Annotated in this window: 12 protein-coding genes and 1 riboswitch; of the genes, 6 read left to right on the forward strand and 6 right to left on the reverse strand. The window is 72.0% G+C overall.

The features are described 5' to 3' along the window. Positions 1-5: 5 nt before the first annotated feature. Positions 6-1,721: a dihydroxyacetone kinase family protein gene (locus tag IR155_RS08640; RefSeq protein ID WP_135114431.1), complete on the reverse strand. Its 1,716-nt coding sequence runs from the start codon at positions 1,719-1,721 to the stop codon at positions 6-8. Positions 1,722-1,876: 155 nt separating this feature from the next. Here IR155_RS08640 and IR155_RS08645 point away from each other — a divergent pair, with 155 nt between their 5' ends. The 4 genes from IR155_RS08645 to IR155_RS08660 all read left to right on the forward strand — a co-directional run bounded on the left by IR155_RS08645 (position 1,877) and on the right by IR155_RS08660 (position 5,666). After that, the gene (locus IR155_RS08645) at positions 1,877-2,908 is read left to right on the forward strand and encodes a TIGR03617 family F420-dependent LLM class oxidoreductase (protein ID WP_209306759.1); all 1,032 of its coding nucleotides are present in this window, start codon (positions 1,877-1,879) and stop codon (positions 2,906-2,908) included. 118 nt (positions 2,909-3,026) lie between these two features. Beyond that, positions 3,027-4,310, forward strand: coding sequence for an Nramp family divalent metal transporter (locus tag IR155_RS08650; protein ID WP_135114432.1), 1,284 nt, complete (start codon positions 3,027-3,029; stop codon positions 4,308-4,310). A 91-nt stretch (positions 4,311-4,401) separates the two neighbouring features. Beyond that, complete coding sequence (locus tag IR155_RS08655; RefSeq protein WP_135114433.1) at positions 4,402-5,145, forward strand: aminoglycoside 3'-phosphotransferase; 744 nt, start codon at positions 4,402-4,404, stop codon at positions 5,143-5,145. Positions 5,146-5,165: 20 nt separating this feature from the next. After that, on the forward strand, positions 5,166-5,666 hold the full coding sequence (locus IR155_RS08660) for a nitroreductase family deazaflavin-dependent oxidoreductase (RefSeq protein ID WP_135114434.1): 501 nt from the start codon (positions 5,166-5,168) through the stop codon (positions 5,664-5,666). Positions 5,667-6,163: 497 nt separating this feature from the next. Here the strand turns inward: IR155_RS08660 and IR155_RS08665 are convergent, their stop codons facing one another. From IR155_RS08665 to IR155_RS08675, 3 genes are all read right to left on the reverse strand, one after another. Next, on the reverse strand, positions 6,164-6,949 hold the full coding sequence (locus IR155_RS08665; RefSeq protein ID WP_135114435.1) for an energy-coupling factor transporter transmembrane component T family protein: 786 nt from the start codon (positions 6,947-6,949) through the stop codon (positions 6,164-6,166). Continuing rightward, a complete protein-coding gene (locus IR155_RS08670) occupies positions 6,946-8,481 on the reverse strand; it encodes an ABC transporter ATP-binding protein (protein WP_233441157.1) in 1,536 nt (511 codons plus the stop codon). Before IR155_RS08670 ends, IR155_RS08665 begins: the two co-directional genes overlap by 4 nt. After that, a complete protein-coding gene (locus tag IR155_RS08675) occupies positions 8,478-9,122 on the reverse strand; it encodes an ECF transporter S component (RefSeq protein ID WP_135114436.1) in 645 nt (214 codons plus the stop codon). The genes IR155_RS08670 and IR155_RS08675 overlap by 4 nt, the downstream gene beginning before the upstream one ends. After that, a riboswitch (TPP riboswitch) is annotated at positions 9,114-9,223 on the reverse strand. Its footprint overlaps the gene before it by 9 nt. A gap of 81 nt (positions 9,224-9,304) precedes the next feature. Between IR155_RS08675 and IR155_RS16230 the strand changes: the two genes are divergently transcribed. After that, positions 9,305-10,999 (forward strand): D-alanyl-D-alanine carboxypeptidase, encoded by a 1,695-nt coding sequence (locus IR155_RS16230; protein ID WP_135114437.1) that lies wholly within the window; start codon positions 9,305-9,307, stop codon positions 10,997-10,999. A 56-nt stretch (positions 11,000-11,055) separates the two neighbouring features. Here the strand turns inward: IR155_RS16230 and IR155_RS08685 are convergent, their stop codons facing one another. Together IR155_RS08685 and IR155_RS08690 are read right to left on the reverse strand one after the other, a co-directional pair. Next, positions 11,056-13,173: an ABC transporter ATP-binding protein gene (locus IR155_RS08685; protein WP_135114438.1), complete on the reverse strand. Its 2,118-nt coding sequence runs from the start codon at positions 13,171-13,173 to the stop codon at positions 11,056-11,058. Then, positions 13,170-14,897 (reverse strand): ABC transporter ATP-binding protein, encoded by a 1,728-nt coding sequence (locus tag IR155_RS08690; protein ID WP_135114439.1) that lies wholly within the window; start codon positions 14,895-14,897, stop codon positions 13,170-13,172. Before IR155_RS08690 ends, IR155_RS08685 begins: the two co-directional genes overlap by 4 nt. A gap of 182 nt (positions 14,898-15,079) precedes the next feature. Between IR155_RS08690 and IR155_RS08695 the strand changes: the two genes are divergently transcribed. Further along, a partial coding sequence (locus tag IR155_RS08695) for a sensor histidine kinase (protein WP_135114440.1) occupies positions 15,080-16,684 on the forward strand: 1,605 nt, incomplete at its 3' end.

Below are 16,684 nucleotides of genomic sequence, written 5' to 3' on the forward strand. Positions count from 1 at the left end.
GTTCGTTATCCGAGGGTGCGGTGGATGGTGCGGCACACGAGGGCGAACGAGACCGCCCCCGGGTCGGGAGTGCCGATCGACTTCTCGCCGTGCGAGCGGGCCCGGCCGAGCGTGGCGACGAGGTCGGCGGTGCCCTGCGCGGCTCCCTCCGCCCCCGTGGTCGCGCGGTCCCACGCGTCGGCGAGCCCTCGACCGCCGGCGACCGCCGCGGCTAGCGCGTCGGCGAAGGGCACCATCGCGTCGACCATCGTCTTGTCCCCGACCTTCGCCTTGCCGAAGGCCATCACGGCGTCCTTCGCAGCCGTCACGCCGGTGGCGACCGCCGCGGCATCCGCCGTCGACTCGTCGCCGAGCGCCTCGCCGACGGTCCGGAGGATCTCGGCCCAGATGGCGCCCGAGGTGCCGCCCGCCTTGTCGCTCCAGGCCTCCGCGGCGTGGGCGAGCACTGTGCGCGCCCCGGCGCCGCCGTCCACCGCCCGGTGCGCGGCGTCCCGGGCGGCGCGGGATCCGCGCTGCATCCCGATGCCGTGGTCGCCGTCGCCGGCGACCTGATCCATCCGGCCCAGGTCGTCGGCCGCATCGTCCAGGGCGCCTGCCACGGCGTCGAGGCCGTCGGCGATCGCGCGGCCAAGGGCGCGGGACTCGTCGCTCGCGGGCCCGATCGGCTGCTCCTCGTCGGCCGCGTCGACGTGCACCTCCACGTGCCGCTGCGGCGCGACCGATCCCTTGCGGTAACCGGGGGTGTCGGCGGGTGCCGTCCAGAGCGTCTCGAGCTCCTCGTCGAGCCACAGCAGCGTGAGAGAGCAGCCCGCCATGTCGAAGCTGGTGCACAGCTCGCCGACCTCGGGCTCGACCACAACGGCGCCGCGCTCGGCGAGCAGGCGGTGAACGGTGCGGTAGACGACGAAGAGCTCCTCGTACTTCACGCTGCCGAGGCCGTTCAGGATCGGCACAACGCGCGCGCCGCCGAGGCTCACGCCGTCGGGAAGCTCCTCGAGCAGCTTCGTCACGAACATCTCGGCAAGGCCCGCGGCGGTCGGGATGTCGACCTCGTCGATGCCGGGCTCGCCGTGGATGCCGAGGCCGACGGCCATCCGACCCTCGGGCACCTCGAAGAGCGGCGCGTCGGCGCCGGGCAGCGTGCAGCCCGAGAAGGCAACGCCGAACGACCGGGTGCGGGCGTTCGCCAACCGGGCGACCCGCTCGACGCCGTCGAGGTCGTAGCCCGCCTCGGCCGCGGCGCCCGCGACCTTGAACACGGCGAGGTCGCCCGCGATCCCGCGGCGCTGATCGATGCGCTCGCGCGGCGCGCTCCAGATGTCGTCGGTCACCAGCACGGTGCGCACGTCGTGGCCCTCGGCGTTCAGGCGGTCCTGCGCCTGCGTGAAGTGGAGCACGTCGCCGGCGTAATTCCCGTAGCTCAACAGCACGCCGCGGCCCTGGTCGGCGGCCTTCGCCACCGAGTACACCTGGTGTGCCGAAGGCGAGGCGAAGAGGTTGCCCATCGCCGCGCCGTGCGCGATGCCCGGGCCGACGAGCCCGCCGAAGGCCGGGTAGTGACCGCTGCCGCCGCCGATGACGAGGGCGACCTGCTGGTCCTCGGAGCGGGTCGAGCGCACGACGCCGCCCGGGATGCGCTGCACCCAGCGGGATGCCGCGTCCGCGAAGCCCTGGGTCATCTCGTCGGCGAACGCCGCCGGGTCATTGAACAGTCGCGTCATCGCGCCGCTTCCTCTCTGGGCCTCATCGCCCGCGATCCAAAATCCTATAGGATCGATAGTAGGCGCATCGGGGCCCGTGGTCGAGTCCGGATCCTTCTCGTGGGGATCCGACAACGGATGCCTCCGTCGCCGTCGCCTCCCCGCAGAATGGCCGGGTGAGTGAGACGACGGAGTTCCACATCGAGATCGGCACGCGCGACGCGAGCCCCGACGGCGCGGAGAAGGCGGCGCGGTTCGCGGCGGAGGCGGGCTTCAGCGGCCTCCAGCTGACCGAGACGCAGCACGACCCGTTCATCGGCTGCGCCCTCGCGGCGCGCGAGGCGAAGCGCGCGGGACGCGACATCCGGGTATCGACAGCGATCGCCGTGGCGTTCGCCCGCAACCCGATGACCGTGGCGATGGCGGCGAACGACGTGCACCTCGCGGCCGAGGGGCGCTTCGCCCTGGGCCTCGGGTCGCAGGTGCAGGCGCACATCGAGAAGCGCTTCTCGATGCCGTGGTCGGCGCCCGTGCCGCGCATGCGCGAGTTCATCGCCGCCCTGCGCGCCATCTGGCACGCGTGGGAGACCGGTGAGCGGCTGCAGGTGCGCGGCGAGCACTACCAGCACACGCTGATGTCTCCGGTGTTCGACCCCGGCCCCAACCCGCACGGCAACCCGCCGATCTGGCTCGCGGGCGTCGGTGCCGCGATGACCCGCCTCGCCGGCGAGGCGGCCGACGGGTTCGTGGCGCACGCCTTCACCACGCGCGAATACCTCGCCGAGGTCAGCGTGCCGGCGCTCGCGAAGGGCCGCACCCGCTCGGCGCTCACCGAGCCGGTGAAGCTGATCGCGCTGCCGTTCGTGATCGTCGCGTCGGATGCCGCCGCGCGCGCGAAGCAGGAGGCCGCGGTGCGGCAGCAGATCGCGTTCTACGCGTCCACGCCCGCATACCGCCCCGTGATGGAGCTGCACGGCTGGGACGAGATCGCCGACCGCCTGCACGACGCGTCCCGCCGGGGCGAGTGGCGCGAGATGGCCGCACTCGTCGACGACGACATGCTCGACGCGTTCGCCGTCGCCGGCACTCCCGCCGAGGTGCACGAGGGCCTGCGCGCCCGCTTCGCCGGGCTCGCCGACACGGTGTGCGTGAACGCGCCCGATGCGGCCGACCCGGCGGACGTCGCCGCGCTCGCGGTCACTCCCTGAGCCAGCGGTCCTCCGCGGGCACTTCTGCCCACTTCCGCGGCGCTTCGCGCTTCTGCGCCCGCGCGCCGCGAAAGGATGTGTCCAGTAACCCTGTCCGCACGATGAGGTGAGGAGTGCCATGAGCACGCAGACGACACCCGACGACACAACCGACACGCCCCGCTGGCGGGTGATCGGCCCCGGCCTCGTGGTGGCCGCGACGGGCGTCGGATCGGCCGACATGGTCGCGACGCTGGTGGCCGGATCGAACTACGGCTACATGCTGCTGTGGGCGGTGGTCGTCGGCGTCATCCTGAAGATCGTCCTCGTCGAGGGTGCCGGACGCTACACGGTCGCGACGGGCAGGACGATCTTCGAGGGCTGGCGCTCGCTCGGCCGCTGGCCCGTCTGGTACTTCGCTCCCTACATCGTCATCTGGGGCTTCGTCTACGGCGCGTCGGCGATGAGCTCGACGGCGCTTCCGATCGCCGCCCTGTTCCCCGAGGGGAGCTTCGGCGCCCAGACCTGGTTCTGGGCCGTCCTGACCGGCCTCCTCGGCTTCGCGATGATCTGGTTCAGCAAGTACAAGGTCTTCGAGCGGATCACCGCCGTGCTCGTCGGACTGATGTTCGTCACGATCGTGATCCTCGCCGTCATCGCGGCACCGAACTTCCTGGAGACGATCTCCGGCCTCGTGCCGATGATGCCCGAGGGCGGCGTGTTCAACACCCTCGCCCTCGCGGGTGGCGTCGGCGGCACCATCACCCTCGCCGCGTACGGCTACTGGCTGCGCGAGAAGGGCTGGGACAAGCCCAGGTTCCTGCGCGTCATGCGGATCGACAACACGGTCGCGTACGTCATGACCGGCATCTTCGTCATCTCGATGCTGATCGTCGGCGCCGAGGTGGTGCGCGCCGCGGGTGTCACCCTCGAGGGCGGCGACCAGAGCCTGCTCGCGCTCGACGGCGTGCTGCGCGAGCGGTACGGCGACTTCATCGGCGTGTGGTTCCTTGTCGGGTTCTGGGCCGCGGGCTTCTCGTCGGTGCTCGGCGTGTGGAACGGCGTCTCGCTGATGTTCGCCGACTTCATGGGCAATGTCACCGGGAAGGGATCGGCGCACCCCGACTCCCAGGCCGGCGGCAAGTGGTTCAAGGTCTACCTCGTGTGGCTGACGTTCCCGCCGATGCTGCTGCTCCTGCTCGACCAGCCGATCTTCCTGATCCTGCTGTACGGATTCCTCGGCGCGCTGTTCATGCCGTTCCTCGCGATCACGCTGCTGCCGATCCTGAACACGGATCGCATCCCCGTCGACTACCGGAACAAGTGGTACTCAAACGTCGCCCTCGGCATCACGGCGCTGCTGTTCATCGTGCTCGGCGTCTACCAGGCGGTGCAGGCGATCGTGAAGGCCTTCGGCGGCTGACACCATTCGGTCGTTGAGCGAGCGGAGCGAGTCGAAACGGGCCGAGCGAGCGGAGCGAGTCGAGGCCGCAGCGAGCGGGCAGGATGGGCGCATGTCCGCACCTTCCCCGCTCGGCCGCATCCCACTCGAGGCGATCGAGGCGCCTGCGCGCGTGCGGGCGCTGGCGGGCGGCGCCGAGCTCGCGCCCGTGTGGCGCAACCAACTGGGCGGGGTGACGTGGCGGGCCGGCGACACGTACATCAAGCACGGGCCGCGGCACGGCGAGGCGTCGATGGCGGAGGAAGCGGAGCGGCTTCGCTGGGCGGCGCCGTTCACGCCGGTGCCGCGCGTGCGCGCGCACGGCGAGACCGAGGCCGAGGAGTGGCTCGTCACCGAGGCTCTCGCGGGCGAGTCGGCCGTGGCCCCGCACTGGGTCGCCCGGCCGGAGGTGGCCGTGCAGGCGATCGCCGAGGGGCTGCGCGCGCTGCACGACGCACTGCCCGTCGACGACTGCCCGTTCGACTGGTCGGTGCCCGCGCGGGCCTCCCGTGCCGCCGGGCGCGGGATCGTCCTGCCCGACGAGCTGCGCGATCCGCCGCCGACCGACCGGCTCGTCGTGTGCCACGGCGACGCGTGCGCGCCGAACACGCTGCTCGGCGAGGACGGCCGCTGGGCCGCCCACGTCGACCTCGGCTCACTCGGCGTCGCCGACCGATGGGCGGACATCGCGGTCGCGACGATGAGCCTCGAATGGAACTACGGCCCCGGGTGGGACGACCTGTTCCTCGAGGCGTACGGCATCGATCCGGATCCGCTCCGCACGACGTACTACCGCGCCCTCTGGAACGCGACCTGATCCGGGGGGAGGATCAAGGCATGTCGCGAGTCGTGCGAGTCGTGCGGGCGGCGCTGGCGCCGCTGACGCGCACGCGCCTGTTCCGCGGGGCCGGGCCCATCCTGCTTCCCGTCGCCGAGCGGGTCGTGCGCGCGCTGACCGGGGGACGCGCGCAGGTGTCGGGCGTGCTCGTCCCCTCGCTGACACTCCACACGGTCGGTGCACGCACGGGCGAGCTCCGCGCGAGCGAGCTGATGTACACGCCCGACGGCACCGGATGCGCCATCGTCGCCGGCACGAACTTCGCGCGCGGGCGCCACCCCGCCTGGACCCACAACCTCATCGCGCACCCGGAGGAACAGATCACCGTCCGCGGGCGCCGCTACGCCGTCGTCGCCGAGCGGATCGACACGGATCCGGACGCCCGCGAGGCCGCGTGGAAGCGGATCGAGCGCCAGTGGCCCGGCTACCGCACCTACGAGCGCGACTCGGGCAGGCAGGTGCGGCTGTTCCGTCTTCGGCTTGTGCGGGAGTTGGGCTGAGCCTGCAGGGCCGTGAGTGCCTTCCGCTCGGCTGCGGGGGATCTCGTTCGCCAGCGGGGGCCCGGCTCGCTCGTTCCTCGCTCACCCCCTCCCGACGACCGAGACCCCCTCCGCCTCGCTGACTCGCCTCGCTGACGCTCCCCTCGCTCGTTGAGCGACGCGCACAGCGAGGAGTCGAAACGGCCCAGACCGTGCCGAGGCTCGTTTCCACCGTTTCGACTCGCTTCGCTCGCTCAACGACCGGGGATGCTGCGCCCCATCCCCCCTCGCTCGTTGAGCGACGAGCGCAGCGAGGAGTCGAAACGGCCCAGACCGTGCCGAGGCTCGTTCCCCCGTCTCGACTCGCTTCGCTCGCTCAACGACCGGGAATGCTGCGCCCCATCCCCCCTCGCTCGTTGAGCGACGAGCGCAGCGAGGAGTCGAAACGGCCCAGACCGTGCCGAGGCTCGTTTCCACCGTTTCGACTCGCTTCGCTCGCTCAACGAACAGGCGATGGGCTAGAGGCCGAGGATCCAGGTCCAGGTGCCCGCCCACATCGACGTGGCGATCGCGGCGCCCGCGATCACGACGGAGATCGCGACGAGGACGGCGTCCGCCGGGCTGAGTCGGGACTGGCGCGCCCAGGTGCGCTGGCCCGGGGCTCCGAAGCCGCGGGCCTCCATCGCCGTGGCGAGCTTGGTGCCGCGCCGGATGGCGAGCACAAACAGCGCGAAGGTCTGCCCCGCGAGGCGGCGCAGCCGCCCGGTATCGGCGACGCCGCGCGCCCGGCGGGCGTGACCGAGCTCGCGCCAGTCGTCGATCAGCAGCCCGACGAGCCGCAGCCCCGCGAGCGCCCCCAGCACGAACCGCGAGGGAAGGCGGGCCAGCTGCGCGAGCGCATCCGCGAGATCCGTCGGATCCGTCGTCGCGAACAGCACAACGCTCGGCAGCGCGATCGCCATCACGCGCAGCAGGATGGCGAGGGCGAGCGCGATCGACCCGTCGCTGATCCGCAGCAGACCCCACTCGACATGCATCTGCCCGTCGGGGCGACCGTAGAGCACGGTCGCGGCCGCCGCGATCGCCGCCGCGAGCAGGATCGGCCACATCCGCGGCCACAGCTGCCGCCACGGCAGGCGCGCGAACGGCAGCAGGATCGCGGTCAGCGCGAGGGAGACACCCGCCGAGACCCAGTCGATGGACAGGATGAGCGCGACGCCGAGCACGAGCGTGGCGGCGAGCTTCGCGAGCGCGTTCACGCGCGCGAGCGGGCTGTGCCGGGCGTCGATGGCGACCAGGCTCATGACACCGCCCCCGTCTGCGCGGGCGCCGCGAGCGACAGGATGTCGTCCGCCAGCGCATCGACGAGGGGACGGTCATGCGTCACACACACCACCGCGGCCCCGCTCGCGCGGACGTCGTCCAGCAGTGACGCGAGCTCGCGCCAGGTGCGGGCGTCCTGCCCGTAGGTCGGCTCGTCGAGCACCAGCATCCGCGGCCGGGTCGCGAGCATCGCGGCGACCGTCAGCCGGCGCTTCTCGCCGCCCGAGAGCGTGAACGGGTTCACCGCGGCCAGCCGCGCGAGCCCGAGGCGCTCGAGCAGCGGCTCGATGCGCGCGGCGACAGCGGCGTCGTCGAGGCCCAGCGCGCGCGGCCCGACGGCGAGCTCGTCGCGGACGGTCGCGGTGAGCAGCTGATGCTCGGGCGACTGGAAGACCATCCCGATCCGCGTGAGCAGGTCGCGCGACGACCAGGCATGGGGCGAGTCGCCGGCCGTCGGCTGCCGCCCACGGCGTCGGCGGGCACCCGGATCCCCGGATGCCGCCAGCGCGGCCGTGGCCGCGACCTCGCCCGCCACCGGGGCGAGCAGGCCCGCGAGCGTGAGCGCGAGGGTCGACTTTCCCGCGCCGTTGGGCCCGGTGATCGCGAGCAGCCTGCCGCTGCGGACAGCGGCCTCGATTCCCGACGCGGCGACGACGGCCTCGCGCGCACCGAACGGGCGGCGGCCGACGGCGAGGTCGTCGAGGGTCAGCAGGTCTTCCGCCTCGCCGGCCACCGGGGTGCGCGAAACGCGCGGCGTGACACCCGGAACCCACACCCCCGCCTCTGTGAGGGATGCCGCGTGCCCGCGGAAGACGTCGTCCGGCCGCCCGTCGGCGACGACCTCGCCGCCCGCGCCGAGCACGATGACCCGGTCGACGTGCGGCGCCCAGGCGTCGACGCGGTGCTCGACCACCACGAGCGTCGCGCCCGTGGCCGCGGCCGAGCGCACGACCGCGTCGCGCACCTCGGTCACGCCCTCCGGATCCAGATTCGCGGTCGGCTCGTCGAGAAGCAGCAGTCCGGGCCGCATCGCGAGGGCCCCGGCGAGCGCGAGGCGCTGCTTCTGACCGCCCGAGAGCGCGGTCGTCGACCGGTCGAGCGGCACGTCGAGCCCGACCGCCTCGAGCGCTGCCGGTACCCGCCGCCAGATCTCCTCGCGCGGGACGCCGAGGTTCTCGCACCCGAAGGCGACGTCGTCGCCGACGCGCGCGAGGACTACCTGGGCGTCGGGGTCCTGCAGCACAAGCCCCGCACGCCCGCGGGCCTCCGCCGCGGCGAGGCCGTCGATCGTCAGCGCGCCGGTGCTCTCGCCGTCCTCCTCGTCGCCGAGCACGCCGGCGAGGCCGCGGAGCAGCGTGGACTTCCCGGATCCGCTCGCCCCGAGCAGCAGGATGCGCTCGCCCGGCTCGATCCGCAGGTCCACCCCGCGCAGCGCCCAGCGCGAGCGCCCCGCGTGCCGCCACCCCCAGCCGCGCGCCTCGACGCGGGCGGGGGTGACGTCACGTGCGGTCACGCGGCGTCGGATCCGACAGCGCGGGCTTCCCGCCCCGCCGCGAAGCGATCGAGCGCGCCGGTCGCGGCGAGGGCGCGGACGATCACCCACGACAGCAGACCGGCGATGACGACGCCCGACACGATGGCGGACACGAAGTAGACCGCGCGCGCCTCGAACGCCAGCGCGGCGACCGAGGAGAAGTTCGTGTCGAGCACGGCGACCGCGACGCCGGCGAGCGCCCCCGAGGTGAGCGCGCCGAGCAGACGCCAGTTGGCGTAGAGCAGCAGCGCGAAGCCGAGCTCGGCCGCGACACCCTGGACGAGGCCCCAGACCAAGGTCAGGAAGGCCCACTGGGTGCCGAGCGCCATCGACACCACGGCGGCCACGACCTCGGTGAAGAGCGCGGCGCCGGGCTTGCGGATGACGAGCCCGCCGAGCACGCCGGCGAAGAGCCAGCCGCCGGCGAGGAGGCCCGAGAGCCCCGGGGTGAATGCGAGCAGACTGTCGAGGCCCGGCCAGGCGAGGCCCCACAGCCAGAAGACGACACCGGCGGCGACGCCGATGACGCTGGCGACGACGATGTCGACGACGCGCCAGGTGCGGCGGCCCGACGGCTTTGTGGTGTCCTTGGCGATGGACGCAGACGTGGACGTGTTCATCTCTCTCCTCCCTGCGCCGGCATGATCCGGGTCAGGTTCGACGGTCGAAGCGCGGTTCGCTTCCTCTCAGCCCGGCTCGCCGGACTCCCGTGGTGTTGGTGGAGATTCTATGACCAGCGCGGCGCGCTCGCTGACCAGCGGATCTCCGGCAACTCCCGGGCATCCGCAGGTACCGTAATCGGGTGGCCCCCGACGAACTCCCCCCGCGCGGCGCGCTCGATGCGAGCGCCGCAGGCGACGCGGCGCCCACGCGCGCCGCGGAGACCGCCGACGATGCGACCGCGCGCCGCGAGCCGGCAGCACCGGATGACGCCCTCGGCGCGACCCAGGCGCTCGATGTCGCCGGGCTGATCGAGCTCGAGAAGCGCGCGATCCGGCGGGCGGTGTCGGCCGACGAGCTCGACCCGCAGCCCCAGCCCATGCCCGGCGGACGTCGCGCGCGCCGCGAGACGGCGATCGTGATCGAGGCGCTCGGCCTCGAGAACCCGGCCCCGAAGGCATCCGGATCCCCCGCGCCACGGCCCGAGCCGGTCGCGCTGACGACCGCCGCGCTCGCGTGGGTCGATCCGGCCGCGATCGCGGCGCGCCCCGCGCCGGCGGCCCTCAGCACCTCGCCGCACGTTCCCGCCACCGCCGACCTGCTGCCGCCCGTGCGCGACGGCCGCCGCGCATCGGTGGCCGCGCCGCTGCTGACGGCAGGCGCGCTGGCGATCGCCTACGTCGCCGGCTGCGCGCTGTGGCCGCTCGGCGCGGTGGAGCCCACCGTGGCCGAGGCGACCGTGCAGCCCGCCGCGGGCAAGCCGCTGGGCGTGACGTGGCCCGTCGACGGCTCGGCCGCCCTCGGCGCCGAAGGCCTCGGCACCGTCGCCGCCTCGGGTGAGGCGGCAGCTCCCATGGCGAGCATCACGAAGCTCGTCACCGCGATGATGATCCTCGAGAAGGCGCCGCTCGGCGTCGGCGAGGACGGCCCGTCCTACTCGTTCACGGCCGAGGACAGCCAGCTCTACTGGCAGTACCGGTACCAGAACGAGTCAGCGCTGGATGTGCCGATCGACGGCACGCTCACCGAGCGCCAGCTGCTCGAGGGCATCCTTGTCGGCTCCGCCAACAACTACGTCGACCGGCTCACGACCGAGCTGTGGGGCTCGAAGGACGCGTTCGTGCTGGCCGTGCCGGAGTGGCTCGAGGCGCACGGGCTCTCCGGGATCACGATGGTGGATCCGAGCGGCATCGACCCCGAGAACACCGCCACCCCCGCGGCGCTGATCAAGCTCGCGAGCGCGGCGATGGCCGATCCGATCATCGCCGACATCGTCGCCATGCCCGAGATCGATCTCCCCGGCGCGGGCAAGGTCGAGAACACGAACCCCCTGCTCGGCGAGCCGGGCGTCGCCGGCATCAAGACCGGCACGCTTCTGGACGGCTGGCAGGAGCAGTGGAACCTGCTCACCGCGAAGGACATCACCCTCGGCCAGACCACGGTGCGCGTCTACGCGGCCGTGCTCGGGCAGCCGGATGAGGAGGGCCGCGAGGTCGTGAGCCGCACGCTGCTGGATCAGGCGGAACAGTCGCTGCAGACGAGCCCGTCGGTCACGGCCGGCACCACGATCGCGACCGTCACCACCGAGTGGGGCGAAAGCGCCGAGGTCGTCACGACCCGGGACGCCTCGGTCATCCTGTGGGACGGCGGTCTTCCCGCGATCGAGTCGGAGTACGACATCGAGGTCGGCCTCGCCGACGGTGCCAACGTGGGCGAGTTCACCGCCACGGGCCCGTTCGACTCGACGAGCATCCCGCTCGCGCTCGAGGGCGACATCGCCGGCCCCGACCTGATCTGGCGCCTCACCCACCCTCTGGAGCTGTTCGGGCTCCAGTAGGACCGGGAACGACGAAGGGGCGACTCCATCCGGAGTCGCCCCTTCGCTGTGCGGCGTCAAGCCGTGTCGGGACCGACGGAAGCCGCGTCGGCGGGCGCACCGGCGGCGGCCGGGACGTCGACCGCGCCCGTCGCCGTGGAGACCTCCTGCGCCTCGACGGCGTCGAGGTCGACCGCGGCGTGCTCGAACTGCGACTGGTACAGGCGCCAGTAGGCGCCCTCGCGGCCGATCAGCTCGTCGTGCGTTCCCTGCTCGACGATGTCGCCGTGCTCCATCACCAGGATGAGGTCGGCGTCGCGGATCGTCGACAGACGGTGCGCGATCACAAACGAGGTGCGCCCCTGACGCAGCGCCGCCATCGCGTGCTGCAGCAGCTGCTCGGTGCGGGTGTCGACCGAGCTCGTCGCCTCGTCCAGGATGAGCACGCTCGGCCGGGAGACGAACGCGCGCGCGATCGTGATCAGCTGGCGCTCGCCCGCCGACACGTTCGCCGCGTCCTCCTCGAGCACCGTGTCGTAGCCCTCCGGCAGGGTGTGGACGAAGCGGTCGACGTAGGTCGCCTTCGCGGCCTCCATCACCTCGTCGTCCGTCGCCGACTGGCGGCCGTAGCGGATGTTCTCGCGGATCGTGCCCGAGAACAGCCACGGGTCCTGCAGCACCATGCCGGCGCGCTCGCGCACGTCGTGCCTTGTCATCTTCGAGATGTCCTGCCCGTCGAGCAGGATCTGACCGCCGTCGAGCTCGTAGAACCGCATGATGAGGTTCACGAGCGTCGTCTTGCCGGCACCGGTCGGGCCGACGATCGCGACCGTCTGCCCCGGCTCGACCCGGAACGACAGGTCGCGGATCAGCGGCTGCTCCGGCGTGTACGAGAACGAGACGTTGCGGAACTCGATCACGCCGCGCCCGTCTGGCGCGGTCGGTGCGTCCTCGGCATCCGGATCCTGCTCGTCCTCGTCGAGCAGCTCGAACACCCGCTCGGCCGACGCGGTTCCCGACATGACCGCGCTGGTCATGCCGCCGAGCTCCATGAGGGGCTGGGTGAACTGCTGCGAGTACTGCACGAACGCCTGCACGTCGCCGATGCGCAGCTGCCCGCTCGCCACCATCACGCCGCCGAGCACGGCGATGCCGGCATAGGTGAGCGATCCGATGAACTGCACGCCCGGCATCATCAGGCCCGAGAAGAACTGCGCCCGGAACGCCGCGTCGAACAGCTCGTCGTTCTCGGCGTCGAACGCCTGCTCGTTGGCCTTCTCGCGGCCGTAGACCTTCACCAGGGCGTGGCCGGAGAACGCCTCCTCGACGCGCGCGTTGAGGCGGCCGACCTTCGCCCACTGAAGCTGGAACGCCTTCTGCGAGCGCGGGCCGATGACGCCGAAGATGACGCCCATCAGCGGCAGCGCGACGAGGGCGACAAGCGCCAGCTGCCAGGAGATCGTGAACATCATGATCAGCACGCCGACCACGGTGAGGATCGACGTGACCGCGCCCGACAGCGACTGCTGCAGGGTGTTCGTCATGTTGTCGATGTCGTTCGTGACGCGCGAGATCAGGTCGCCGCGCTGCACCTTGTCGAAGTACGACAGGGGAAGGCGGTTGATCTTCGCCTCGACGCGCTCGCGCACGCGCCACATGGTGCGGACCATGATCACGTTGATCACGTAGCCCTGCACCCACTGCAGCAGCGAGGAGACGACGTACAGGGCGAGCACCCACACGATGACGCCGCGCAGCGCCATGAAGTCGATGCCGGCGCCGACCTCGAAGTGGTGCATCGCCGCGATCGTGTTGGCGAGGTCGGCCTGCCCCGCGGCGCGCAGCGCCTCGACGACCTGCTCCTGCGTCGTGCCGGCGGGGAACTGCGATCCCACCGTCAGCGACATGACGCCCTCGAACACGAGGTTCGTCGCCTCGCCGAGCACCCGCGGCGCGATGATCGACAGCACGACGCCGACGGCGCCGAGCAGCATCACCAGGCCGAAGACCCACTTGTACGGCCCCAGCAGTCCGATGAACCGGGCGAAGCTGCGCCCGAGATCCTTCGGCTTGCCGGGCGGCGGGGCATCCCATCCGCCGCCGTCCTGCCGCGCCTTCTCGGCGAGCTCGGCCTCGATGCGGGCCTGCTCGTCGTCTGCCGCCTCGTCCGGCGTGCGGTCGGTCACGGCGCTCATGCCTTCGCCCCCAGCTGCGAGTCGACGATCTCGCGGTATGTCTCGCTGCTCTCGAACAGCTCCTGATGGGTGCCGATGCCCGCCACGCGGCCGTCCTCGAGCACGAGGATGCGGTCGGCGTCGGTGATCGTCGAGACGCGCTGCGCCACGACGATCTTGGTGATGTGCGGAAGCTCACGCCACAGCGCCTGCCGCAGACGGGCGTCGGTGGTGAGGTCGAGCGCCGAGAACGAGTCGTCGAACACGAGGATGTCCGGCCGGCTCACGATCGCCCGCGCGATCGCGAGGCGCTGGCGCTGACCGCCCGACACGTTGGTGCCGCCCTGCACGATCGGCTCGTCCAGCCCCTTCGGCTTCTCGCGCACGAAGTCTGCCGCCTGCGCGATCTCGAGCGCCTCCCACAGCTCCTCATCGGTGGCGTCCTCGCGCCCGAACCGGAGGTTCGAGGCGATCGTGCCCGTGAACAGGAACGGCCGCTGCGGCACGAGCCCGATGCCGTTCCACAGCGTCTCGAGGTCGGCCTCGCGCACGTCGACGCCGTGCACCCGCACGGTGCCGCCCGTCGCGTCGAACAGTCGCGGGATCAGGTTGACGAGCGTCGTCTTGCCAGCGCCGGTCGACCCGATGATCGCCACGGTCTCGCCCGGTGCGGCGCGGAAGCTCACTCCGTCGATGACGGGCTCGTCGGCCCCGGGGTACGTGAACGACACGTTCTCGAGCTCCACCGAGCCGGGGCTCGGCATCGTCGTGACCGGCTGCGCGGGGCGCTTCAGCGAGCTGTCGACCGCCAGGACCTCGCCCACGCGGTCGGCCGACACGGCCGCGCGCGGGATCATGATCGTCATGAACGTCGCCATCATCACGCCGCCGAGGATCTGACCGACGTACTGCATGAAGGCGAACAGGGTGCCGATCTCGGTGTTGCCGTCGTTCACCTCGAACGCGCCGAACCACACCACTCCCACGACCGTGACGTTCAGCACGAGCATCACGAGCGGGAACAGCAGCACGAACAGCGAGCCGACCTTGCGGCCGACGAGGGTGATCCCGTCGTTCGCCTCGCGGAAGCGCTCCTCCTCGATGTCCTCGCGGACGAACGCGCGGACAACGCGCACGCCGGTGAGCTGCTCGCGCAGGATGCGGTTCACGCCGTCGAGCTTCGCCTGCATGCTGCGGAACAGCGGAACCATGCGGGAGATGATGAGGCCGGCGACGACGAGCAGCACAGGCACGGCGACGCCGATGATCCAGCTGAGGCCGACGTCCTGGCGGATCGCCATGATGATGCCGCCGATCGCGAGCATCGGCGCCTGCACCAGCATCGTGGCGCCCATCATCGCGAGCATCTGGATCTGCTGCACGTCGTTCGTGTTGCGGGTGATGAGGGATCCGGATCCGAACTGCGACACCTCGCGCTCGGAGAACGAGCTGACCTTGGTGAACACGTCGCGGCGGATGTCGCGACCGGTGGCCATCGCCGAGCGTGCCGCGCAGGCGGTGGCGATGATCGAGGCCACGATCTGGCCGAACGAGACGGCGAGCATCGCGAGCCCGGTGCGGATGATGAAGCCGGTGTCGCCGTTGGCGACTCCCTCGTCGATGATGTCGGCGTTGAGGGACGGAAGGTAGAGCGCGGCGAGGGCCGCGGCGAACTGGAACACGAGCACGCCGGCGAGGAGCCATCGGTAGCGCAGGAGATAACGGAAAAGGAGCTTGCCGAGCACGGGGCCTCCAGGGACGGGATCGCGCGCTGGGGCGCGCGCGAGGACGGCTCGACTCTGCCACCCCCATCCGACATTCCTCCACTGCGGGGGCCCGCTGTCCGCTGAAGGCGGAATCCGCGGGGTCGGACCCGCTCCCCGGGAGCCGGACCGAGCGGGTCCGCGGCCCGCGGTAACGTCGCTCCATGTCCCCCGAGCTCGGCTCGTCCCGCGACCCGTCGCGGGAGCGCACGATCATCCTGAACCAGCTGCTGCTGGGTCTTGTGGCGCTGCTCGCGGGCGTGATCGTCCTGCTGTCCGGCCGGTACACGGATCTCGGCTCGCTCACCATCGGGATCACGATCGTGTTCGTCACCAGCGCGTGCGCCGTGGTCGTGCGCTGGGATCGGCTGCCGCCTCTGGCCGTCGTCGCGATCCCGGTCGCGGACGTGATCGCCGTCATGTTCCTCGAGATCGCCTATCCGCTCGCGGGCATCGGTCTGCTGTGGGTGTTCCCGGTGCTGTGGGTGGCGGTGGTCTTCGGGCCGCTGATCTCCTGGTCGGTGACCCTGCTCGTGGTCGCGATCTACTGGGTCCTGCTGGCGGTGCACGGCGCCGACTCACAGCTGCGCGGCGTGATGCTGCCGCTCACGCTCGTCGCCCTCACGGCCTTCGGGCAGGTCCTCTCGCGGCGCACCACTGCCCAGCGGACCCTCCTGGCGCGACAGTCGCGCATCCTGCAGGGCGCGTTCGAGCGGGCCCGCAGCCAGGAGACGCTCGTCAGCGAAGTGCTGCACACGGTCGACTTCGGGGTGATGCGCGTCGCGCACGACGGACGGATCGCGGTCACGAACCCCGCCCACACCCGCCTCCACGGCGATCCGGATGCCCCGCTGTTCCGCGCGGACGGGGTCACGCCCCTGATGCCGGCGGAGCGTCCCCTCGCGAGGGTGATGCGCGGCGAGACGTTCGAGGCGCTCGAGCTGTGGCATGGCGAGCTCGGCAGCGGGCGCCGCGCGCTGGAGGTGACCGCACGCGAGGTGCGCGCCGACGGCGATTCGGGCATCCTGCTCGTCTCGCGCGATGTGACGGCCGAGCGAACCGCCCTCCGGGCCCGCGATGACCTGGTGGCGTCGGTCTCGCACGAGCTGCGCACCCCGCTGACCTCGATCATGGGCTATCTCGATCTCGCCCTCGACGACCCCGGCCTGCCGCCGTCCGCGCAGCGGAACCTCGAGGTCGCCGAGCGCAACACGCAGCGCCTGCTCGCCCTCGTGACCGACATGCTGTCGGCCTCGGCGCGCGCCGGTGGCGTCGACGCGCGCCTGCGCCTGACCCCCATCGACGCGGCGGCCGTTGTGCGCCAGGCGGTGGAGGCCGCGATCCCCCGCGCCGCCGAGCGCGGGATCGTGATCGAGGACGAGGGCCTCGAACCCGCCACGGCGATCGCCGACGCCGCGCGGATCCGCCAGGTCGTCGACAACCTGCTCTCGAACGCGATCAAGTACGCGCACCACGGCGGCCGGGTCTGGGTCGGCTGCACGAACGAGGGCGCGCGTGCGATCATCGCCGTGCGCGACGACGGCCCCGGCATCGCCCCCGCCGAGCAGCAACGCCTGTTCGAGCGCTTCTACCGTGCCGACGCCGTGCGGCGCTCGAGCACCCACGGGTCGGGCCTCGGGCTGTCGATCAGTCGCGACATCGTGCGCGCCCACGGCGGGGACATCCAGCTGCGCAGCGCCGTCGGAGAGGGCGCGACCTTCATCGTCACCCTCCCCGCGCCGGACCCCGCCGACGCACCCGGTGCCCCG

It is taken from the genome of Microbacterium paludicola (assembly GCF_015235415.1).
Taxonomy (GTDB): domain Bacteria; phylum Actinomycetota; class Actinomycetes; order Actinomycetales; family Microbacteriaceae; genus Microbacterium; species Microbacterium paludicola.

Excerpts from the sequence above, each read along its gene's own strand:
- IR155_RS08640 (WP_135114431.1), bottom strand. The coding sequence starts at position 1,721 with ATGACGCGACTGTTCAATGACCCGGCGGCGTTCGCCGACGAGATGACC.
- IR155_RS08650 (WP_135114432.1), top strand. The coding sequence starts at position 3,027 with ATGAGCACGCAGACGACACCCGACGACACAACCGACACGCCCCGCTGG.
- IR155_RS08655 (WP_135114433.1), top strand. The coding sequence starts at position 4,402 with ATGTCCGCACCTTCCCCGCTCGGCCGCATCCCACTCGAGGCGATCGAG.
- IR155_RS08660 (WP_135114434.1), top strand. The coding sequence starts at position 5,166 with ATGTCGCGAGTCGTGCGAGTCGTGCGGGCGGCGCTGGCGCCGCTGACG.
- IR155_RS08665 (WP_135114435.1), bottom strand. The coding sequence starts at position 6,949 with ATGAGCCTGGTCGCCATCGACGCCCGGCACAGCCCGCTCGCGCGCGTG.
- IR155_RS08675 (WP_135114436.1), bottom strand. The coding sequence starts at position 9,122 with ATGAACACGTCCACGTCTGCGTCCATCGCCAAGGACACCACAAAGCCG.
- IR155_RS08685 (WP_135114438.1), bottom strand. The coding sequence starts at position 13,173 with ATGAGCGCCGTGACCGACCGCACGCCGGACGAGGCGGCAGACGACGAG.